General features: G+C 35.7%; 24 protein-coding genes. 14 read left to right on the forward strand and 10 right to left on the reverse strand.

Translation table 11 applies throughout. The features are described 5' to 3' along the window. Positions 1–40: 40 nt before the first annotated feature. From ssb to YN1551_RS13270, 5 genes are all read left to right on the forward strand, one after another. A complete protein-coding gene (ssb, locus tag YN1551_RS13245; RefSeq protein ID WP_012718085.1) occupies positions 41–487 on the forward strand; it encodes a single-stranded DNA binding protein in 447 nt (148 codons plus the stop codon). Next, on the forward strand, positions 484–765 hold the full coding sequence (locus tag YN1551_RS13250) for a PqqD family protein (RefSeq protein ID WP_012712840.1): 282 nt from the start codon (positions 484–486) through the stop codon (positions 763–765). Before ssb ends, YN1551_RS13250 begins: the two co-directional genes overlap by 4 nt. Before the next feature lie 24 nt (positions 766–789). After that, a complete protein-coding gene (locus YN1551_RS13255) occupies positions 790–2,430 on the forward strand; it encodes a molybdopterin molybdotransferase MoeA (protein WP_012718086.1) in 1,641 nt (546 codons plus the stop codon). Positions 2,431–2,769: 339 nt separating this feature from the next. Then, positions 2,770–3,705, forward strand: coding sequence for a homoserine kinase (locus tag YN1551_RS13265; RefSeq protein ID WP_012715452.1), 936 nt, complete (start codon positions 2,770–2,772; stop codon positions 3,703–3,705). Further along, positions 3,689–4,819, forward strand: a complete 1,131-nt coding sequence (locus YN1551_RS13270) for an aminotransferase class I/II-fold pyridoxal phosphate-dependent enzyme (protein WP_048052386.1) — start codon at positions 3,689–3,691, stop codon at positions 4,817–4,819. The genes YN1551_RS13265 and YN1551_RS13270 overlap by 17 nt, the downstream gene beginning before the upstream one ends. Here YN1551_RS13270 and YN1551_RS13275 read toward each other — a convergent pair. Beyond that, a complete protein-coding gene (locus tag YN1551_RS13275) occupies positions 4,816–5,130 on the reverse strand; it encodes a hypothetical protein (protein ID WP_012710344.1) in 315 nt (104 codons plus the stop codon). The two genes, YN1551_RS13270 and YN1551_RS13275, sit on opposite strands and share 4 nt — an antisense overlap. Then, positions 5,109–5,648, reverse strand: a complete 540-nt coding sequence (locus YN1551_RS13280) for a hypothetical protein (protein WP_012718089.1) — start codon at positions 5,646–5,648, stop codon at positions 5,109–5,111. Before YN1551_RS13280 ends, YN1551_RS13275 begins: the two co-directional genes overlap by 22 nt. Before the next feature lie 137 nt (positions 5,649–5,785). Between YN1551_RS13280 and YN1551_RS13285 the strand changes: the two genes are divergently transcribed. Both YN1551_RS13285 and YN1551_RS13290 read left to right on the forward strand, forming a co-directional pair. Continuing rightward, complete coding sequence (locus YN1551_RS13285; protein ID WP_012718090.1) at positions 5,786–6,793, forward strand: DUF1152 domain-containing protein; 1,008 nt, start codon at positions 5,786–5,788, stop codon at positions 6,791–6,793. Between the two features lie 30 nt (positions 6,794–6,823). After that, positions 6,824–7,366: a hypothetical protein gene (locus YN1551_RS13290; RefSeq protein WP_012718091.1), complete on the forward strand. Its 543-nt coding sequence runs from the start codon at positions 6,824–6,826 to the stop codon at positions 7,364–7,366. Here YN1551_RS13290 and YN1551_RS13295 read toward each other — a convergent pair. Genes YN1551_RS13295 through YN1551_RS13315 form a run of 5 tightly spaced genes read right to left on the reverse strand, consistent with a single transcriptional unit; the run spans position 7,325 to position 11,527 of the window. After that, positions 7,325–7,894 carry a KH domain-containing protein gene (locus YN1551_RS13295; protein ID WP_012718092.1) on the reverse strand — a complete coding sequence of 190 codons (570 nt, stop codon included), beginning with the start codon at positions 7,892–7,894 and terminating at the stop codon, positions 7,325–7,327. The genes YN1551_RS13290 and YN1551_RS13295 overlap by 42 nt on opposite strands. Further along, positions 7,891–8,655 carry a serine protein kinase RIO gene (locus YN1551_RS13300; protein WP_012712846.1) on the reverse strand — a complete coding sequence of 255 codons (765 nt, stop codon included), beginning with the start codon at positions 8,653–8,655 and terminating at the stop codon, positions 7,891–7,893. Before YN1551_RS13300 ends, YN1551_RS13295 begins: the two co-directional genes overlap by 4 nt. A gap of 3 nt (positions 8,656–8,658) precedes the next feature. After that, on the reverse strand, positions 8,659–8,985 hold the full coding sequence (locus tag YN1551_RS13305) for a translation initiation factor aIF-1A (RefSeq protein WP_012710350.1): 327 nt from the start codon (positions 8,983–8,985) through the stop codon (positions 8,659–8,661). A gap of 47 nt (positions 8,986–9,032) precedes the next feature. Next, entirely contained in the window at positions 9,033–10,247 is a 1,215-nt protein-coding gene (locus tag YN1551_RS13310; protein ID WP_012712847.1) for a thiolase family protein, read from the reverse strand. A 14-nt stretch (positions 10,248–10,261) separates the two neighbouring features. Next, a complete protein-coding gene (locus YN1551_RS13315; protein ID WP_012710352.1) occupies positions 10,262–11,527 on the reverse strand; it encodes a tRNA (N(6)-L-threonylcarbamoyladenosine(37)-C(2))-methylthiotransferase in 1,266 nt (421 codons plus the stop codon). A gap of 71 nt (positions 11,528–11,598) precedes the next feature. Here YN1551_RS13315 and YN1551_RS13320 point away from each other — a divergent pair, with 71 nt between their 5' ends. Genes YN1551_RS13320 through YN1551_RS13350 form a run of 7 tightly spaced genes read left to right on the forward strand, consistent with a single transcriptional unit; the run spans position 11,599 to position 18,344 of the window. After that, positions 11,599–11,991 carry a translation initiation factor IF-2 subunit beta gene (locus YN1551_RS13320; RefSeq protein ID WP_238525259.1) on the forward strand — a complete coding sequence of 131 codons (393 nt, stop codon included), beginning with the start codon at positions 11,599–11,601 and terminating at the stop codon, positions 11,989–11,991. Further along, on the forward strand, positions 11,988–12,284 hold the full coding sequence (locus YN1551_RS13325; RefSeq protein WP_012710354.1) for a DUF424 domain-containing protein: 297 nt from the start codon (positions 11,988–11,990) through the stop codon (positions 12,282–12,284). Before YN1551_RS13320 ends, YN1551_RS13325 begins: the two co-directional genes overlap by 4 nt. A 5-nt stretch (positions 12,285–12,289) precedes the next feature. After that, on the forward strand, positions 12,290–13,003 hold the full coding sequence (locus tag YN1551_RS13330) for a 60S ribosomal export protein NMD3 (protein WP_012712848.1): 714 nt from the start codon (positions 12,290–12,292) through the stop codon (positions 13,001–13,003). Beyond that, the gene (gene rnhB / locus YN1551_RS13335; protein ID WP_012718093.1) at positions 13,000–13,638 is read left to right on the forward strand and encodes a ribonuclease HII; all 639 of its coding nucleotides are present in this window, start codon (positions 13,000–13,002) and stop codon (positions 13,636–13,638) included. The genes YN1551_RS13330 and rnhB overlap by 4 nt, the downstream gene beginning before the upstream one ends. Continuing rightward, complete coding sequence (locus tag YN1551_RS13340; RefSeq protein ID WP_012718094.1) at positions 13,632–14,687, forward strand: TGS domain-containing protein; 1,056 nt, start codon at positions 13,632–13,634, stop codon at positions 14,685–14,687. The genes rnhB and YN1551_RS13340 overlap by 7 nt, the downstream gene beginning before the upstream one ends. Positions 14,688–14,736: 49 nt before the next feature. Next, on the forward strand, positions 14,737–16,587 hold the full coding sequence (locus YN1551_RS13345) for a type II secretion system F family protein (protein WP_012712850.1): 1,851 nt from the start codon (positions 14,737–14,739) through the stop codon (positions 16,585–16,587). A 23-nt stretch (positions 16,588–16,610) separates the two neighbouring features. Further along, positions 16,611–18,344, forward strand: a complete 1,734-nt coding sequence (locus YN1551_RS13350; protein ID WP_012718095.1) for a type II/IV secretion system ATPase subunit — start codon at positions 16,611–16,613, stop codon at positions 18,342–18,344. Here YN1551_RS13350 and YN1551_RS13355 read toward each other — a convergent pair. The 3 genes from YN1551_RS13355 to YN1551_RS13365 are packed head-to-tail and all read right to left on the reverse strand — an operon-like array spanning position 18,325 to position 20,684. After that, positions 18,325–19,605 carry a glycosyltransferase family 2 protein gene (locus tag YN1551_RS13355; RefSeq protein WP_012718096.1) on the reverse strand — a complete coding sequence of 427 codons (1,281 nt, stop codon included), beginning with the start codon at positions 19,603–19,605 and terminating at the stop codon, positions 18,325–18,327. The genes YN1551_RS13350 and YN1551_RS13355 overlap by 20 nt on opposite strands. Then, on the reverse strand, positions 19,602–20,120 hold the full coding sequence (gene ppa, locus YN1551_RS13360) for an inorganic diphosphatase (RefSeq protein WP_012710361.1): 519 nt from the start codon (positions 20,118–20,120) through the stop codon (positions 19,602–19,604). Before ppa ends, YN1551_RS13355 begins: the two co-directional genes overlap by 4 nt. A 27-nt stretch (positions 20,121–20,147) precedes the next feature. Then, positions 20,148–20,684, reverse strand: a complete 537-nt coding sequence (locus YN1551_RS13365) for an HD domain-containing protein (protein WP_012718097.1) — start codon at positions 20,682–20,684, stop codon at positions 20,148–20,150. Positions 20,685–20,696: the final 12 nt, after the last annotated feature.

The raw sequence follows: 20,696 nt of genomic DNA on the forward strand, positions 1-20,696 counted from the left end.
AAAATGATAGTAGAAATAACAAATCTGTGAGTCGAGTCGAATGGGAGAAAAAGTAGGTAACCTAAAACCAAATATGGAAAGCGTAGATGTAACCGTAAGAGTTTTGGAAGCAAGTGAAGCAAGGCAAATACAGACAAAGAATGGTGTTAGGACTATAAGTGATGCTATTGTTGGAGATGAAACAGGCAGAGTAAAGTTAACATTATGGGGAAAACATGCTGGTAGTATAAAAGAAGGTCAAGTAGTAAAAATAGAAAATGCTTGGACTACTGCTTTTAAGGGTCAAGTACAGTTAAATGCTGGGAGTAAAACTAAGATAGCTGAAGCTTCAGAAGATGGATTTCCAGATTCATCTCAAATACCAGAAAACACGCCAACAGCTCCTCAGCAAATGCGTGGAGGAGGAAGGGGATTTCGCGGTGGTGGAAGAAGATATGGAAGAAGAGGCGGAAGAAGACAAGAAAACGAGGAAGGTGAAGAAGAGTGAATTTTGAAGATGTAAAAGACAAAAAACCAAAGAAAATAGGAGAATTAATCGATAGAAGCGAAGAGAATGAAAATTATATAGTAAAAGTAGCTGAAGATAAAGTATATGAGCTTGCTCCAATAGCTTATTATATTTGGACTATGTGTGATGGTAATAGAAGCGTGGATGAGATAGTTAATGAATTAAGTAAAGAGGCAAATTTAGATATATCGCAAGTTCGTGATCCCGTAGTAATGGTATTAGACGAGTTAGAAAAGGCGTCTCTCATAGCTTTTTAATCGTATAAGATATTGTTTTTTTATATGAGAGTGTTTGTTGGGGACGAATCATTATATTCAATAGATGAGGCAATAAAAGTCTACTTATCATCATTAAATTTCACTCCTAAAATTGTAAAAGTAGAAGTAAAGGACTCTTTCGGTTACGTATCTGCAGAAGACCTTATGTCGCCTATTGATTATCCTCCATTTTCAAGATCAAACGTAGATGGTTACGCCCTAAAATCTTCATGCACGCCTGGAGAGCTAAAAGTAATAGATAGAATAGGAATTGGAGAGTTTAAAGAAATTCACATAAAAGAATGTGTGGCAGTTGAAGTAGATACTGGTGCAATGATTCCAATGGGTGCAGATGCTGTAATAAAAGTTGAAAATGTCAAAGTAATCAATGGTAATTCCATAAAAATAGACAAAAAGATTAACTTTGGCCAAAATATTGGGTGGATAGGGAGTGATATTCCTAAAAACTCAATTATATTGAGAAAAGGCGAAGTAATTTCTCATGAAAAGATTGGTTTGCTAGCCTCATTAGGGATAAGTAGTGTAAAAGTTTATGAAAAGTTAAAGATATATTTAATTGCGACGGGAGATGAGCTAGTTGAACCTGGTAACTCCTTGTCTCCAGGTAAAATTTACGAGTCTAATCTACACTACTTATATTCTAAGCTCAAAGAAAATTACAAAATAGTCGGTCTTTCATTACTTAGCGATGATATAAGGAGTATCAAGAATGAGATAAAGAGGGCTATCTCAGTTACTGATGTTTTGATACTGACTGGCGGTACTAGCGCTGGGGAAAAAGATTTCGTTCATAGAGCTGTAAGAGAGTTAGGCAATATAATAGTTCATGGTATAAAGATTAAACCTGGAAAGCCTACCATTTTAGGAATCGTAGATGGTAAGCCAGTAATTGGATTACCTGGGAATATAGTATCTTCAATGGTTGTATTGAATATGGTTATTTTGGAAATTCTGAAAAGTCTTTATCCTTCTCGTAAAGAAATACTTGGATTAGGTAAAATTAAAGCTAGATTAGTACTACGCGTTAAAGCTGATGAACATAGAAATACTCTGATTCCAGTTTATTTATTTAGGAGTATTGATAATTCCTATTATGCTCTTCCAGTAAAGTTCGATAGCTATATGGTAGGTACTTTTTCCTTAACTGAGGGTTATATAATGCTTGGGCCTAACGAAGAAATTGAAGAAGGTAAGGAAGTCGAGGTTGATGTGAAGAAGTTTGATGATTCGATATCTATTATAGGAGAGGAGGATAAGAGAATCCTTAATTTAGATACAAAAAATGTGTTGCTTGGTTCCTTACCCGCAAGTAAAGCTATTGAATATAAATTTGGGGACGTTGCAGTTATTAGTTCATTATTTACTGAACCCATAGAGAATTATGATAAAGTACTCTGTAGACAAATTCTAGTTAATGGTGAGGGAGAGGAAATAGGCTATGATGATTGGATTGGGATGTCTAAAATTGTTAAGAACCCGGTAGTGAAGCTAAAATCTCCTTCTACAATTTACTCGTTAGTAGGTAAGGCAAGGGTTTATGCTCCAGAAGGTTATATAGTAGGTGATAAGGTAACTGAGGAATGTCTATACATGATAGGAATTAGTGAGAGGGGTAAGAGGTATCTAAGTGCAATAAAAGTATAGTACTTAACTAATAAATAGTGTGAGAATACTGGACGTGAAATAATTGGAGTAATACTCTAAACTACTTAAAGATTTAACATATAATGTGTTCTTGATCTGAGTAAATCGAATGCAATCCATAAACTAATAATGAATGATGTAAGAGAAATTCATCCTTTTTTGGTAGAGGATAAGTTAGAATGTAAAGTTATCGCTTTAGGACGAGAACAATATCAAAAGAATAATAAGATGTGCGAGATCTTATTAGATAGTATAATTTGTTTTATATCGTCAAAATCTATCTTATGTAGCCTCTTACAAGATAATAAGAAATTTATAAGTATTATTATTATTTAGGTTGTGGAGTGTAAAAGAGCTAGGGCATATTCGAGTTCAGCTAATTTAGGTTCCGGCTTTGATATATTATCAATGGCGCATACTGCGTTTTTTGACACTGTCGAAATATGCGTTGAGACTAAGAATTCAGAAAATATTGTGATCGAAAGTAATTCAAAAATTCCGCTTGAACCAAATAGGAACTCGGCTACTTATCCATTAGTTAGGATTATGGAAGAAAGAGGGATAAAGGCTAGTCTTAGAGTTAAAGTGATAAAGGGTATTCCGGAGGGTTTGGGATTAGGGAGTAGCGGAGCGTCGGCAACTGCAGCTGTTATGGCGTTTAGTAGTTTATTTAATCTAAACTTATCTAAGGAGGACCTAGTTAGGTATGCGATGTACGGGGAGATCGCTTCTTCTGGGTCTCCTCATCCAGATAATGTCGCCGCTAGTGTTTTTGGCGGAGTTGTCTCCGTAGTTTCCGTTAATCCGGTTAAGGTTGTTGAAATTCCTTTAAATTACTCATTTAATATTTTGCTTTTCGTCCCATTAAATATACATATTGAAGAGAAAACTAAGAAGGCCAGAGAAATGGTACCTAAAACAGTTAAACTTTCTGATTATATAAATAATTCAAGATATATCTCCTCTTTGCTAATTGGCTTCGTTAAAGGAGAGAGGGATCTGATAAGATTAGGCTTAAATGACGAAATTGTGGAGAAAGCTCGACTTCCCTTATTCCCATACTATCCTAAAATTAAAGAAATCGCGATAAAATACGACGCAGTAGGATCTTGTGTAAGCGGCGCGGGTCCTTCAATCTTAGTTTTAACCGATAAAATGACCGATGAAAATAAAATTGCAGAAGAGGGTACTAAAACTTGTAATGAATTTAATGTTGAATGTGAAGTTATCAAAGCCAAAATTGCTGGAGGTGTAGAGGTTGAAAGACGCAACTAGAACAGTAAGGGAAGATATGGATGAAGCGACTGGTGCTATTACTACTCCAATATATCAGACAACTGCCTATCATTATCCTGAAGGAGAGAAATACAGATATTCTAGGGAGGCAAATCCCACTGTTCTAGAACTCACTAAGAAAATCGTAGAACTTGAGAACGCTGAGATGGGTGTTGCGTTTTCTTCGGGGATGGGTGCTATATCCACATCTGCCTTAGCATTATTAAAACCTGGCAATAGTGTTTTGGTTCATCGTGATATGTTTGGTAGGTCTTATCGTTTCTTTACTGATTATCTTAAAAACTGGGGTGTTAATGTAGACGCATCAAACCCTGGTAGTGATAATATTATAGAGAAAGCGAAGTCTAAGAGGTACGATGTAATATTTGTAGAGAATATTACGAACCCATTATTAAGGGTTGTGGATATTACTGAATTATCCAAGGTAGCAAAAGAAAGAGGAAGTATATTAATTGTGGATGCGACTTTTTCCACTCCAATAAATCAAAAGCCGCTGGAGTTAGGTGCTGATATAGTGGTTCATAGCGCATCGAAGTTTTTGGCTGGACATAATGATGTAATAGCAGGATTAGCTGCTGGTTATGGTAAGTACTTAAATGTTATAGATCAAATGAGGAGAACATTAGGTACTTCCTTAGATGCCCATGCGGCATATCTGACTTTGAGGGGTATTAAGACTCTTAAAATAAGGATGGATGTTATTAATAGGAATGCGGAGCAAATAGCTGAATTTTTAGAAGGACATCCTAAAGTTGTAAAAGTGTATTACCCTGGTCTTAAGTCCCACGTAGATTATGAAATAGCTAGAAAGGTCCTCAAGGGATTTGGAGGTGTTTTAAGTTTTGAAGTAAATGGAGGTCAAGAAAGTGCATTGAAAGTAATGAAATCACTTAAGTTAATAATTCCTGCACAAACGCTTGGTGGAGTGAATTCCGTTATATCGCACCCAGCTACCATGTCACATAGGACACTGAGTTTAGAAGAGAGGAAGATAGTTGGGATAACAGATAGTCTTCTCAGACTATCTGTTGGAATAGAAGATGTAAATGACTTGATAGAGGATTTAGATAGAGCATTATGCACTTTATACTAGATTATTGTTCTTATTTCATGTCTTAATTCTTCCTCTAGCATTTCTCTTATCTCTCTCCTATGGACTCTACTTAAGTGTAAATAAAGTCCTTTTTTCGTGAAGGGTCCTCTGTTACATAATTTGCAATATAGCAAATTGTTATTCTCATAAACTAACCAAAAAGACACTTTATCTATAACATTTAAGGCTAATTTCTTTGAAGAAATTCCAACTAATTTAATTATCTCATCATCTTTGACCACCATTTTGCACGCTTTCTTAACACTAGGGTCGATTAATTTTTCCGCGATTATTGTAATTCCGCTGTCCATTTTTCATCCCATACTGATGCAATACCTATTGATACTGTAGCCAATGCTATTAGTCTATTAGCCCTTTTCTCTGCATTAGTAAAATCAAAGAATTGCCTTATATCATTTATATCTATTCCCAACACCCTAAGAACTCTTTCCACTCTAACTTCCAACTCTAATATTTCAGTTTCTAATGTACCAATATCTAATTTTCTCTTAACATCTATGATGAAATCTAATATATCTCCTAATTCATTTTCACTTATTTTATCAAAGATGTTTGTTATTTTCTTTCTAACCTTAGAACCTATCACTTCAGCCATTCCAGGAGAGTAGTCAATTGGTGATAATTTAGAAATCCAAAGATCGACGTATTTCATTATGGTATTTCTCACTTCCTCGCTCTCCCCTTCCAATTCGATTACTATAGATGCAGCTGCCAGTATGTGAGCCAATGCCTCTCCTACTCTTAACTCCTCCTCATAAGTCGTAAACATGTCCATTGATACGTTTTTACTATCAATTTCCGTGCTCAAGATATATTCCCTATCAATTCTGCTTTGTGGATGAAAATATGAGAGAGAGATCAGATAATACTAAATCGCCGGATGGTATGACGTTGTAGTGATATTATTAGGATAACTTAAAGTATAAAGTAGGAAAAGGTTTAAATATGAAAGCATTTGTTTTCGGGATAGGCGGTGGAGGCGACATAGTATCTGCGATAGTGGTATATACTTACTTGAGAAAGTTAGGCTATAATGTTTTGCTAGGTGCAGTGGTTTGGGAGAGATATGTAGAAGATCCCATACCGGGACCCATATGTTTTGACGATTTAAGAAACGCTATTCTAGTAAACCAAGGTTTATACAAGGTTAATAAAGATACTTATGCGATCAGAGGCAGTAGACAAGTAGTACCTCAATTAGTAAGGGCAATTAGGGCATTAGAATTGGAAGGAGCTTACGGAATTTGCAGTAAAAGTGGAGCCATGGGTCTTTATTCATCATTAAAGGAATTTGCAAATACAGAGAAAATTGATCTAATAGTTGGAGTAGATGCAGGAGGCGACGTATTAGCTAAGGGTTGTGAGGAAACCTTGGGTAGTCCACTCATTGATTTTATCTCTTTAGCCTCTCTTGTCAAGCTAGAGGAAGATGGATATAATGTTATGTTAGGAGTTATAGGTAGTGGTAGTGATGGAGAATTACAATACGATTACTTTCTTAAGCGAATTAGTGAAATAGCTTCGTTGAACGGTTTACTGGATATTAAAGGTTATGATAGGGAAACAGAAACTCTAGTAGAGAGAGTCCTAAATGAAGTTAATACTGAAGCATCAAAGATACCTTTTGAAGCATTTAAGGGGTCGTATGGAGAGATACCCATTAGAAATGGTACAAGAAATGTTTTCGTTACTCCAGTCTCAGCTATTACGTTCTTTCTTGATCCCATTAAGGTAGCCGAGACTAGTCCTCTTCATAGCCTAGTTAAGGATTCCTCTTCAATCGATGACGCTAACAAGAATCTTAATGAAGTTGGTATATACACTGAATATAACTTTGAAATAGATTTGTATAGTCAATTTGGTTTAAATGCTTCCCATGCTTCTGCATATGACGTAAGCAAGATTAGGGCAGAAGGTAGGAGGAAATTAGGGGGCGTTAAAATAAAGTGCTAGATTTTTATTATTGCATATTTATATTGCTATGTGGATCTGATTCGTGAACTAAAGTCAGAGTATGGCTTTGATGAAGATGAAATAAATTACGCGTTATCTAGAGCTAGAGGCATAATCTTTGGCTTTGCCATGGAGTATAGAGCTAGGCGAATATTACAAGAAATGGATTTTGAAAATATCAAGTCAGTCGATATGCCTACTCATGATATAGAAGCTGAAAAGAATGGTATTAAGTATTATGTAGAAGTAAAGGCTAGTAAAAAATCTCCTACAAGGGAATATAGTGCCTATAAGGTAGCGATGATAGCATTATTAGATGGGGTTCATTTGACCTTATCTATGATACCTAAGCCAAATCTTCTTTTAACTGAGGAAATTCTTAGTGAACCAAAAAGAATATTGTATAGGTTCTTTAAATTGGCTTATATGAAACAATCGGAAGAGCTGAAAGTATTTTTGGAAAATGAGAAAAATAGAGAAGTTTTAGATTCGTATTCTAATGTGATAAGGACTATTAGTAATAGATATCACTTACCGATTGCTATTGATCTCGTTAATTCCTTTTCTTCCTAATTTAGAGGTTTTGTATATTATCAGATCTTTTTCTGCTTTATCTAGAAATTTATAGACTGAGGAATGTTCTTTTCCATCAATCAAAAGCTCTATGGCCTTCCTTGCTATTTGAACTTGATCATAAGGTCCTATTATTCCTATATAATGGCCGTAAATTGATATATCAACCCCGGTATACTCTTGAATTATTCTTTTAGCTTTTCCACCTTCGCCTATTATCCTTCCCTTTACTCTTCTTATTGCATCTGGATTACTTCCTATGAGTGTTTTCAAATCTATCACATCTAAAATATATTCGTCACTAAGCAATCTAAAGGCGGATTGCTCATCGAATCCTAGACCTATTGCTCTTATTACTGAGACAGCCTTGAGGGCTTCATATTGATTTTGACCCTTAGGAAGTATATTGAAAGTCTTAGTTCTTTCATCGTACATAATTTTAGTATCTGTAAACTGCTCAAGTTTCTCAATGATTTTTTTAACTACTTCTAATTTCTCATCTTCTACCGTAGTGAACAAGATTATCAATCCCCGGAAACTCCGAATTCTATCAATAACTCTTCTGTGGGCTTTATATTTATTCCTTTATCCTCAAAAAATCTATTTATGTTATCGAGGTCTCTTTTCAATAACATAATCGCATCTTCGTAATCTATGGGAATTGCTTGGCTCACATCAATTATGTAGCATTTATTATCATAAACCATTACATTATACTCACTTAAGTCTCCGTGAACCAATTTAGCTCTTTTCGTCATAATTTCCACTTGTTGAATTAGGTCATCATACAATTCTTGCGTAATTTCTTCATCATTTAACTCCTTCAAAAGGGGAGCCCTTAGGCCATTTTCACCAATAAATCCCATTACAAGAATGTTTTCGTAAACCAGAATAGGTTTTGGTACTCTAGTTCCAGCCTCATATAGTCTACTAAGGTTTTTGAATTCCTTTTTCGCCCAAGTATTAATAAGTTGTTTAGTATTGGTTACCTTTACGTCTTCAAATCTTATATCGCCAACAGTATATTTTTTAATGGCTCTTTTACTTTGCGCTGTGGATGTGTAATATATCTTTACTGCATAGTACTTATTATCGAAAGTCTTTGCAGGATATATCCTAGCTTCTTTCCCAGACGATATTGCACCCAAATACTCCTCAATGTTCAATCTTCTAGCTATTTGAATTAAATTTAGATAAGTCCTATAATCTATTGTGGAATCTACTACTTTAAAAAGATCTTCGTCTTTACGTCTTTTTTCGTCTTTAGTCTTCTTTGGTAATTCCGTCAAAATCTATCCTCTTAACTGGTCAATTACTTCCCTACTTATGATATTCTCGTTTACAAGTCTCTTTATTTCATCATTTCCATACTTATACAATATGTCGCAACGATTGGGTTGAAAATCCCAAATACCAACAAGCACCACATCTCCTTCTCTCATCCACATCTTTTTCCTTATTTTACCAGGTATTCTAGCTAATCTCTCCTTTCCATCCATACACAATACTACTAAATGATCTCCACCTAACATTTTCTTAACTACGCATATAGTCTGTCCCTCTTCAGGCTTTGGTACATCTCTACTGGGCGCTTCCTGCGCTCTATCTTTCTTAGGCAACTTATTTATTCACCTACAATAGTCTATTGTTATATATGCATAAAAAATTACTTCATCTCTCTCAAGAGCTCGATAGCGACCGCAGTTGATCCTCCAATTCCATGGCAGATACTAGCTATTCCTCTTGCTCCACGCATTTTAGATAATACGTTTAAGAGCGTTACAATAATTCTGGCGCCACTTGCACCTATTGGATGACCTAACGCTATAGCCCCTCCAAAAACGTTAAGTCTATCATAAGGTATTCCCAAGTACCTATTTACTAGAACATTATTTACAGCGAATGCCTCGTTATTCTCAAAATAATCGAAATGATTTATATCAATATTTAATTTGTTTAATAATTTTTTAATAGCAAAGATCGGCGCCTCGGTAAACCTCCAACTCTCTATACCCACCCAACTATATCCTAGAATTCGGGCTATAGGTTCTATTTTGAGTTCCTTAATTGCTTTTTCACTCATTAATACCAACGCCGTCGCACCATCAGATATTTGTGACGAATTCCCAGCGGTGTGTGGGCCACCATCGGTAAACGCTGGAGGTAAAGTTGAAAGCTTATCTAAGCTGGTGTCAGCTCTTATACCCTCATCGACATTAACTACTTTTCCATCAGTTTTAATCTCAACGATTTCTGACTTAAAGTATCCATTAACTGTGGCCTTATGAGCCCTAAGATGACTTTGATAAGCAACTTCATCCAACTCTTTTCTTGAAATATTATGAGCTTTTGCAACCATATCAGCCTCTTGTCCCATTACTTTCTGCAAGAATGGATCGGTTAATCCATCGTATAACATAGTATCAATAAGCTCAATACTTCTATTCATTAACATTTTCACACCCCACCTAATATCAGATTTTATTGTAAACATTGCTTGACTCATACTTTCCGTCCCTCCTGCAACTATTATATCAGCATCTCCAGATTTGATCATCTGTGAAGCTGTAATTATGCTCATCATCCCCGAAGAGCAAACCATATCTACGGAAAATCCATCTATTTCGTATGGAATTCCAGCTCTAATCGCGCACTGTCTGGCTATATCTTGGCCATGTCCAGCTCTTAAGACGTTTCCCATAATTGCAATGTCTACCTTACTTGGTTCTACATAAGCTCTCCTTAGCGCCTCCCTAATTACTATTGAACCTAGATCCACCGGGGATAGATTTTTTAAAGTACCGCCAAACTTTCCAATGGGCGTTCTAACAGCTGATGCGATATATACACTTTCCGGCATACTGAATATACATTCATTCATTGGGTTTAAATTTTTTAAGCAAAAACTCCACGCAAGTCATAAAATGATGCTTCAGTTATTTTAACATTATACCACTTTCCTAGTTCTACATTTTCAGACCTGATCACGACTGGAATATAATTCATCAATCTTCCTACTACAGATCCTTTACGACCTAATTCTGTTGTAATAACTCTGCTAGTACTTCCCACGTATTCTAAATGGATAGATAACGCGATATCCTCATATAGTTTATTAGCTATTTGAATTCTCTTTTTCTTTACACTATCTGGAACTTGGGGCATTGATGCACTTCTAGTATTTGGCCTGATGGAGTACATTGCTAAATGTATTCTTTCAAATCTTAATTCCTTCATAAGCAATAGGGTATTATTAAATGCATCTTCATCTTCTCCAGGATGACCTATAATTATATCAGTAGTTATATTGGCAAATGGTATTTTACTTCTTATTTCACTTACCAACTCTTTATATTCGTCTATTGTATATTTCCTATTCATTAGCTTTAATACTCTATCATCTCCACTTTGGACTGGTAAATGGATAAACTTATACACCTTAGGGTTTCTCATGACTTCGATTAAATTATCTATTATTCTCATAGCCTGTTCTGGCGTCATCATGCCAATTCTTATCATAAAGTCTCCATCAATTTCCGTTACTTTATTTACTACATCAACTAAACTTATAGATCCTCCTAGATCTAACCCATAAGCTGCAGTATCTTGACCAGTTAATTCTATTTCTTTAGCACCAGCTTTTACAGCATCTCTCGCAGCATTAACTATTTCCCTTAATGGATAGCTCCTCAATTTCCTCCTTGCTAGTTTAGTTATGCAGAAGCTGCAATTTCCTGCACATCCATCAGCTACTGGAATTATTGCAATTTTTCCATCGAAAGTTCTAGGAGTTATAAGTGCTCTATCGCCCTCAAGGACAATTTTACGCTCCTCTGATTTAATTACATCGATTATTCTTTCAACTGATTGTGGACCTATTAATGACGCATTTGGAGCTATGGAAAGTACTGTAGCTGGTTCTGCACTACTCATACATCCTGCTACCACTAATTTTTTTGATAACGTGTTTAATTCCTTAATTCTTTGTTTCATTCTCTCTTCAGTTTCTAACCTTACTGCGCAAGTATTGAGTATAATTATATCTGCGTTCTCAGGGTTTTCTACAAAATTATAACCCTCACTTTTAAGCAACGTCATCATTACGTAAGTATCTGCCCTATTTAATGCACACCCATATGTCTCAACGTAGATGGTTTTCATTTTCTTCAGTAGTATTTTAAACCCTATGTGCTTATAGATTTAATGTGAGTTCAGAAAAAGAATACGTGGAAATGCTTGATAGACTATACTCAAAATTACCTGAAAAGGGCCGTAAGGAAGGTACACAAGCACTACCTAATCTAATAATATTCAATATAGGAAATACTACCATGATTAGAAACTTTGCGGAATATTGCGATAGAATTAGAAGAGAAGATAAAATATGTATGAAATACTTGCTAAAGGAATTGGCTGCACCTGGTAATGTGGACGATAAAGGTGAACTTATAATTCAAGGAAAATTCTCCTCACAAGTAATAAATACCTTAATGGAAAGATTTTTGAAGGCATATGTTGAATGTAGTACTTGTAAAAGCCTAGACACTGTACTAAAGAAGGAGAAGAAGAGCTGGTATATAGTCTGTCTAGCGTGTGGAGCTCAAACACCAGTGAAGCCTCTATGAAAGTGTTTCTAAATATAATTAGAGCACAAGGCATGACACTGGTAAATATATGTCAAGAGGAACTATTAGGGAAAGTATTCAGAGAAGGGGAAATAATACTCAATGTTAGTGAGAAGTTTTACGGAGGAGAGTCCGTAGAATTAGATTATGCCCTTTCATTGATCGATGAGGCTACAGTTATGAGCATTGTAGGGAATTACGCGGTAGAAGAGGCAATAAGGAGAGGGTTAGTTCACAAGGATTCTGTCATCAATGTAGCTGGTGTAAAATTCGCTCAAGTTTATAATGTGTGAAACTTATGTCAGGGAAGTTCTGTGTGCTATGCGGAAAGCAAAATGTTGAGCTAATAGACTCACTCTGTGCTGACTGCTATGTAAAATCTAAAAAACTGATAGAAGTACCTAAAAGGATAACCGGAAAGTATTGCAAGATCTGTGGTGCACAATGGATTAAGGGAAAGTGGATAAGGACTTCAGCAATATCTCTATCTTCAGTCGTGGAGGATATTATAATAAGAGAACTGGGGAATAAGATAGACATTGATAAAAACGTAGAGGAGTTCGCATTTGATATAAAGAGCATATGGAAGGATCCAAGTGGTAATTCCTTTGCTACTATTGAATTTAGAGGGAACGTAAGAGGTAAGCCCTTTTCCCAAGAGGCGATAATTAGTTTAGAAATGGAAAGGACATTATGTGACTCGTGCTTTAGGAAAAAGACACGATATTATGAGGCCATAGTTCAACTGAGGAGTAAAGGTAAGATTGGGATTGACGATAAGAAGAGAGTGTTCTTCGAATCCTTTTTCTCTACAAGCATAGTGGATAATATTTCTGATGTTATTGAGGGTAGAGAGGGTGTGGATTATTATTTTATGAGTAAAAGTGTTGCAAGAAAGCTTGTATCGATGATATCTTCTATTGTTGACGTTGAAGTTAATGAGAGTTATCAGAATGAAAAGATGAAAAACGGTAAAAGGGAGGCAAAACTAGTTATTTCATTGAGGATATGAGAATAGGTATAGACGAAGCAGGTCGTGGAGCCTTAATAGGTCCAATGATAGTTGCAGGTGTAGCTATCAGTGATTCAAAGCTAAAATTCCTTAAAGGCATTGGAGTAAAGGATAGTAAGCAATTAACTAGGGAGAGAAGGGAGAAATTGTTCGATATTATTGCCATTACCGTAGATGCTTTCACAGTAGTTAAAGTTTTTCCTTACGAAATAGATAATTACAATTTGAACGATCTCACATATGATGCAGTGTCTAAGATAATTCTATCACTTTCGGTTTTCAATCCTGAAATAGTAACAGTTGATAAAGTGGGAGAAGAGAAGCCTGTTATAGAGCTCATCAGAAAGCTAGGTTATAAGTCAAATGTAGTTCACAAGGCGGATGTCTTATTTGTTGAAGCAAGTGCAGCAAGCATTATTGCTAAAGTAATAAGGGATAATTATATTGATGAGTTGAAAAAAGTTTACGGTGATTTCGGGAGTGGATACCCTGCTGATCCTAGAACAATAAAGTGGCTTAAGTCCTTTTATGAGAAGAACCCAAATCCACCTCCCATTGTCAGAAGATCATGGAAAATTTTACGTTCTACTGCTCCACTATATTATATAAGTAAAGAGGGTAGAAGACTATGGTAACGAATTTACCCGCTGAAGCCAAGGCTAAATGGCTAAAGGTGATGGACGCAAAGACACCAGAGGAGAAATTCCAAGCTTTGCAGGAATTTCTTAAAGAAGTTCCTAAACATAAGGGAACCGAAAATCTGGTATATTGGGCTAAGAGGCGAATGGCCGAATTAAGAGAAGAAATGGAGGTAAGAAAGAGCAAGAAAAGCGGAGGTTTTTCGTTATTTGTTGAGAAAGAGGGTGCGGGTCAAGCGATTTTGATAGGAGATTTGCTCCTAAGATCCTTAATAATGAAAAAACTTACCAACGTAAAACAAGAATTCAACGAGTTACCAGTGCCTGGCATGGTTAAATATGAGGATGTTCAAATACAGTTGGTTAACCCACCTAAGAGTCTTCCGCTCACTAAGACAATAGGTCTAATAAGGAATGCGGATGAGGTAATTATTGTTGTAAACAATAAGGAAGAACTATCCTTTATGAGGAATATTTTGGAGGAGAATAATATCTTATTGAGAAAACCTAAGGGGAAGGTTATAATAGAGAGAACAAGGTATGGAATCTCTGGAATTAGGATAGTAAATTTAGGTAAACTGGTGGACGTCGATGAAAAAGCCGTAAGGGATTATATAGAGAGTTTTGGGATTAAATCAGCAATAGTGAAGATCATAGGTGAGGTTGCCTTAGATGATATAGAGAAATCCATGTTCGAAGCAGTTAGCTATAAGCCTACAGTAGTAATCTCTAAGGAAAGGTTTGATACTGGCGAGTTACCAATATTGAGTATTGATCATATAGATAAGTTACCTAAGCTTCTGTTTGAGATGTTAGAGGTGATCAGAATTTACACTAAGGAGCCTGGGGAAGAATCAACTAAGGATCCTTTGATACTTAAAAAAGGTTCCACTGTTCTAGACGTAGCAAGGAAACTACATTCATCACTGGCTGAAAATTTTAGATATGCCAGGGTTTGGGGAAGGTCGGTAAAGTTCCAGGGACAGAAAGTAGGTTCCTCACATGTTCTAGAAGATAAAGACATAGTTGAGATCCATGCAAAGTAGAATTTTCTATATAAATTTAAGTATAGGTTTATGAGAAAGTAACAATAGAATGAGTATATTTAATAGGCGTAATAACAAACAATCTCTCAACAATCAAGGCCCATCTAAAATTGAATTATTATTTTACAATTCCAGTATTATCAATGGTTTAGTTAAAAGCGTGGATATGAAAATCAAAAAAGCTGGTATAAGTCAAGATCCTCGCTTATTTGCATCTAGGCTATTTCTTGCTCTGATACTTTCAATTGCCATTTCAGCGCTATTAATAGCGTTTTCTATTAGGTTCTTTGAGCTATATAGATTGACATTGCTTACAAAATATTTGGCAGGGTTTTTAACATTGATAATATTCGGTGTAATAATACCGCCTGTTGTTTATTTGATGCAAATTCTTCAATTATCTCAATCAACTGAGAATAGAAGAATAGGTCTTGATAGTGAAGCTCCAGCATTCGCTGCAGTATTTAACGTTTTCTTAAGATCTGGTCTAAGTGCAAGATACGTTTTCGACTACTTATCTAAATCCACAGCAATGCGCTACGCTAGTCAAATCGCCTCATATGTCAATAAGAGAGTTAAATATCTAGGAGAAGGTGTAGAAAGCGCAATAGTGGAATCATTAAACTATTCACCTTCGAAAGTATTTAATGAGTTTTTAATAACTTACGTTACTGCTGTAAGAACCGGAGCTCCAGTTCTAGATACAATGGAAGCTAAGACTAAAGATATTCTAAAGAATATAGAAACTTTAGCTTCTACTGCAGCAGAAAACTTGTCCGGAATTGCTGAGGGTTTTGTAATTTGGCTTTCCTCCGGTTTCATAACATTCTTTCTGGTTTTATTGTTACAAGCAATATTTCCATCTCTCTTTGGTTCAGTCCCATTTCCTATAATGGCTATTTTCGCAATAATTATGATACCATTGATAAATCTACTATTCATATGGGTTGTAGATCAAACCCAATTTAGATTTCCAGAGAGGTCATTAAAAGCGTACAAGGTATTTTATATTACCTTCCCCTTAGGGATAGTTATATCATTTATCGTACTATATTTAATAAAGGACCCAATTCCTCTTCTTTTATACCTACTATTTTTGAATGGTGGTGTACAGCAAATACCATTATCCGTGTCAACATTTACAATAGGTCTATTAATAGCTGTCATACCTCCAGCAGTAATTGCAATTAGGGAATTGAGGGAAGGTACAGGATATGACGTCTATGTCGTTTCTTTTCTAAGGGCTGTTGCTGAGGGGCTTAGAGCCGGGTTAAATCCAGCTACTGTAGTTAAAAACTTAAAGGATTCCCCGGAAATGGGAAAGTTCAGAGATATACTGAATACCATTTACGCTTATTCTCTGTTAGGTGTCCCTATAAAGGACGCCTTTAAGATAGCCTCAGAGAGAATATTGGACTTTTCTAGTAGAGTTTCCTTAATTTCATTAGCGGATATGATAGAAATTGGTAGTTTGACACCAGAGACAGTTGAGTCATTAGCAGAACAAGTTGATGCTCAAATAAGGATAAGGAGAAACTATAACGCCAAAATAAGAGTGTTACTATATGCACCGTATATAGGAATTATTTTAGCCTTAGTAGCGTCTATCCTATTGGGTAACGCTATGTTTACTTTAATATCTCACCAATCTTATTCTTTATCTTATGGACCATTGTCCAATGCTACTGTGATCTTGCCCAAATCTCTCTATGTAATCTCTATTTCGGCACTCTTTAATTCGTTTTTGGCTGGATTGCTAGTAGGGAAATTAGGCTATGGCAAAACGGCAGCTGGTTTTATTCATTCGGCGATTTTAGTAGTTATAACTGCTATCTTAGTTGTCATATCATTACATATATCTCTAATACCTTCTATATCTCCTTCGTCAACATCTTTATAATCTAGATGGAGAAGTGATATATAATGAGTAAAATTTTTAAATCTCTCTTGCCAAAAGGCAAACCCACCGTTAAGCAATTGCCTATAGCAGAGTTGCCTATAACACTCTATCCAGTTAGCCCTTTTCCAGAAGAGGTAACTACAATTGTTGCAGACTACGAAGTGAATATACTAAGCTTAGCCCCAGAGGATGTCAAGTCCAATATAGTCCGAAATAATATAGAGTTAGTATTGCCGAATCCTCACATCTTTATTACCTTTGATGAAAGGAAGGGTATATACAAATACGTTTTATTGGAACCACCAGTAAATGATACCATTTACACCATGTATAATATATTCATAGAAGAGGTAGAGAGAGAATTACTTTCCAAAACACCCTCGCTTGACCTTGCGAAAATTATATTCGAACTTAATAAGAAAAGATCTAATCTTAATATCATCCAAGAGAAAAGGGGAGATATACACATACTAAGTACAAACGCAAGAGTTACGTTATATTACCTATTAAGGAACATGTTCGGATACAATGTATTAACTTCACTCGTTGCTGATAAGAACATTGAAGATATTTCCGTTTCTGGTCTGAATAATCCAGTTTATGTATATCATAGAAGTTACGAATACGTTCCAACTAACATTATGTTTACTAAGAACATGCAGATATCTCCGCAACTTAATATTACAATAGATGGTGAGGAGTTACTAGATCAATTAGTCCTAAGAATGCTCTCAACCACCGGTAAGTCAATTTCAGTTGCCGAACCGATACAAGATGGTATGTTACCAAATGGCGATAGGATTGCCGCAACATTCAGACGTGAAGTATCAGCAAGTGGTTCTTCAGTAGTGATACGAAGATTTAGTGAAAGGCCCATCACAATACTAGATTTAATCAATTCCAGCACCTTATCTCCAGAGTTGGCCGCATATCTATGGTATGGAATGGATCTGAGGATGAGTATCATGTCAATAGGAGTTACTGGTGCTGGAAAGACCACTTTGCTTAATGCAGTTCTGAATCTAGTTAAAGAGAGCATGAAGATTGTCTCTATAGAAGATATTCCGGAAATCAGATTAGCACATACTAATTGGGTTCAACTTTACGCTAGACCAGCATATGCAGGAGTAGGCAAAGAGATTTCATTAATGGATTTGCTAAAATTATCCCTCAGATATAGGCCAGATATAATAGTGGTAGGTGAGATAAGAGGACAAGAGGCTTACGTATTATTTCAAGCGATATCAACTGGACACGGTGGTGCTACGACATTCCACGCGTATAATACTGACTCTGTAATAAAGAGGCTTATGAATGAGCCCCTTAACATTCCACAAGAGTGGATACCTATGATGAACATAGTGATGACAATTAGGAGGTTACCAGTATATGTAGGCGAGAAGATCGTTCTAAGGAGACGTGTTGTGGCAGTCGATGAAATAGTTAGTTGGAATGATTATAGAAGGGTCTCGAGTTGGGATCCGAAAAGTGACACATTTACAATCAATCTTGACTCTGCCAGAGCATTAAAAAATAGAATAGAAGAAGCTGGACTTAGTATAGATGATGTTAAGAGAGAGATGGAGAGGAGAGCATTATTCCTAAAATTATTAGCGTCTTCCAGGGAGATAATACAGAGTGAGGAGAGTTATAAGCTTGTGAAGAACTATATAATAAAGTATAGTTTAAAGCCAGAAGAAGCCCTAAAAGAAGTTCAATCAATGGCCAAGACAAAAGCTATAGAATTAAAAGAATAATTGAAACCAAGATTAACAATAAAGATGAAATGGTGTTATTGAAAAGACTATTAACATATGCCATAATTGCGAGAATAACTCCCAATATTTTTATACTCAAGATTTCTTCTTCTTTTACAATGTGGTTTTTAGGAGTGACTTTCCATTTGAACCTTACTTTAAATACTCCTTGAACGTAACCTATAAGGGAAGCGATTACGGTTACAATCCCACTTCTATATTCATCCTTAGGTTTTATTAGAGTTATATAAATTCCATTTGAGACCAGTATTGGGATCAGTGAGCTAAAGACGTACAGATAGTTTATATTTAATGTAAACTGAAGGGAAATAACAATCAAAAATACTAATAGATATAAGGGGTACAATCCCCATTGTTGAGAATAAATAAATCCCTCAACTCCCTTTACTCCTAATTTAAACAGTCTCATGCTGTAGGCGAGCAATTCTCCAGAGCCATAAGCCCATCTTTTAATTTGGTTATATAAATCAGTTAGGGTATAAGGGGCTAAGGTATAAACTACAATATCATCAACATATTTCACTCTAATACCATTTAGAGCAAGTCTAATACCTAGCTCTAAATCTTCCGCTACACTATTTTCTTTCCATCCGCCTACTTTCCTTAAAATATCTCTCCTTATTGCAAATGCTGAACCATTTGCAAAAATTATTAGGCCTAACTTCTCTCTGGCCTTAAATAAGGCATTCATTACGAATTCATTAGTGTGAGAGTATATTTTTTGGACTGGTGTGACAGGATCTCTAACTTTTAGCCTAAACGCAGCAGCATCGTAACTAAGTTTAGAAATTTTACGTAAAAAGTTCTTTTCTACTCTGGCTTCAGCGTCAAGAAACACTAACAATTCCCCATCAGAAAGGTTAAAGGCAAAGTTTAGTGCTCCAGCTTTTCTTCCCATATTTTCTGGTCTCCTTATAATTACGAAATTCTCTGGAATTCTATCTACAACTTTCATAATTTTTTCAAAATTTTCTAACGAATCATCAGAAATTATTATAACTCTGTAAGGTCTGTAGTCCAATTCCGATAAATTATCGATTAACTCTTTTATCGTTCTCTCGTTCTCGTCCTTTATCGCGACTATTATATCTATTTTCTCATTAGACTTGTTTCTATCATTACCCAATACTTGTACTAAATTTTCATTGGAAACTTTATAGTAAAATGCTTGAAGAAGTATCCATAAAGATGTAATAGAGGAGGATATAAAAAGTAAAATTTCAAAAATTTCCCTTATCATCCTTGTTTCTTTCTGTCAATTGCTTTTTTAATTCTTTCCTTAGCCTCGGCTACGCCTCCCCATCCACTTATTTTTACCCATTTATTTGGTTCCAGTTCTTTATAGTGCTCAAAGAAATGTACAATCTTATTCCTTGTAGCCTCTGGAAGATCTTTAACATCGTTAATATTAGAAAATGAAGGGTCTGTCTTATTTCTTGGCACTGCTATTACCTTGGCGTCTTCACCTTCCTCATCCCTCATGTAAATCATTCCTATAGGTCTTGCTTCTATTACTGTACCCGGCATTAATGAGTAATTCCCTAGAACTAATACGTCTAAGGGATCCCCATCTTCTTCTAAAGTCTCTGGAATAAAACCATAATTAAATGGATATACCATTGACGTATATAACACTCTATCTACTTTAATAACCTCTCCCTCTTCATCATATTCGTATTTAATGTTTGAACCCATAGGTATTTCTATGAACACATTTACCTCATCTGGGGCTTTTTTCCCCGGACCTAACTTCATATCCTTTCACTGTTTATTATTTTGGAGTCAACTATTTAAACTATTCGTTATTTTAATAACCAGTTCTCTTATCTGATTCAAAGGCTCTATGGAAAGTAATTTATCTATTTCCTCTGCGTAACTTGAGATTATCTCATCAACATTAAATCCGATTCTCTTGTATCTTAATCCTTGTAAATATGTTGAAAGCCTATCTGATAACTTAGCTACTTTAGCCTCATTAGTCTTTAACTCCCTAAGTTCAAGGAAAAAATCCTTTCCTATCCCCAATTCGTCAAATGCCTCCACTTCAGCTTCCCTTTTATTAATTCTATTAGTAGCCCACTTTGGTAAATCTCCTAGTAAAGTCTCCCCTGCATCATGAAATAGGGCAATAACTGCACTATGTTCTGGATCGATTTCAACTCCTTTTCTCTTAAGCTCGGTGGAAAGTACATAGGCCAAGACTGACGCTTCGAAACTATGTGAAGCCACTGTTTCCCCCATTGCTGATGGGATCCCATTCTGCATCCAACCAGTTCTAACTAAATTTTTAGCGCCTTCTAACAATCTCTCCAGTTTCATCTTAAATTAAAA

The sequence above is a fragment of the Sulfolobus islandicus Y.N.15.51 genome (assembly GCF_000022485.1).
In the GTDB taxonomy this organism is placed as follows: domain Archaea; phylum Thermoproteota; class Thermoprotei_A; order Sulfolobales; family Sulfolobaceae; genus Saccharolobus; species Saccharolobus islandicus.

Coding starts and splice junctions, on each gene's coding strand:
- YN1551_RS13345 (WP_012712850.1), top strand. CDS start 14,737: ATGAGTATATTTAATAGGCGTAATAACAAACAATCTCTCAACAATCAA.
- YN1551_RS13330 (WP_012712848.1), top strand. CDS start 12,290: ATGTCAGGGAAGTTCTGTGTGCTATGCGGAAAGCAAAATGTTGAGCTA.
- YN1551_RS13255 (WP_012718086.1), top strand. CDS start 790: ATGAGAGTGTTTGTTGGGGACGAATCATTATATTCAATAGATGAGGCA.
- YN1551_RS13325 (WP_012710354.1), top strand. CDS start 11,988: ATGAAAGTGTTTCTAAATATAATTAGAGCACAAGGCATGACACTGGTA.
- YN1551_RS13340 (WP_012718094.1), top strand. CDS start 13,632: ATGGTAACGAATTTACCCGCTGAAGCCAAGGCTAAATGGCTAAAGGTG.
- YN1551_RS13350 (WP_012718095.1), top strand. CDS start 16,611: ATGAGTAAAATTTTTAAATCTCTCTTGCCAAAAGGCAAACCCACCGTT.
- YN1551_RS13310 (WP_012712847.1), bottom strand. CDS start 10,247: ATGAATGAATGTATATTCAGTATGCCGGAAAGTGTATATATCGCATCA.
- rnhB (WP_012718093.1), top strand. CDS start 13,000: ATGAGAATAGGTATAGACGAAGCAGGTCGTGGAGCCTTAATAGGTCCA.
- YN1551_RS13320 (WP_238525259.1), top strand. CDS start 11,599: ATGCTTGATAGACTATACTCAAAATTACCTGAAAAGGGCCGTAAGGAA.
- YN1551_RS13285 (WP_012718090.1), top strand. CDS start 5,786: ATGAAAGCATTTGTTTTCGGGATAGGCGGTGGAGGCGACATAGTATCT.
- ssb (WP_012718085.1), top strand. CDS start 41: ATGGGAGAAAAAGTAGGTAACCTAAAACCAAATATGGAAAGCGTAGAT.
- ppa (WP_012710361.1), bottom strand. CDS start 20,120: ATGAAGTTAGGTCCGGGGAAAAAAGCCCCAGATGAGGTAAATGTGTTC.
- YN1551_RS13365 (WP_012718097.1), bottom strand. CDS start 20,684: ATGAAACTGGAGAGATTGTTAGAAGGCGCTAAAAATTTAGTTAGAACT.
- YN1551_RS13315 (WP_012710352.1), bottom strand. CDS start 11,527: ATGAAAACCATCTACGTTGAGACATATGGGTGTGCATTAAATAGGGCA.
- YN1551_RS13275 (WP_012710344.1), bottom strand. CDS start 5,130: ATGGACAGCGGAATTACAATAATCGCGGAAAAATTAATCGACCCTAGT.
- YN1551_RS13355 (WP_012718096.1), bottom strand. CDS start 19,605: ATGATAAGGGAAATTTTTGAAATTTTACTTTTTATATCCTCCTCTATT.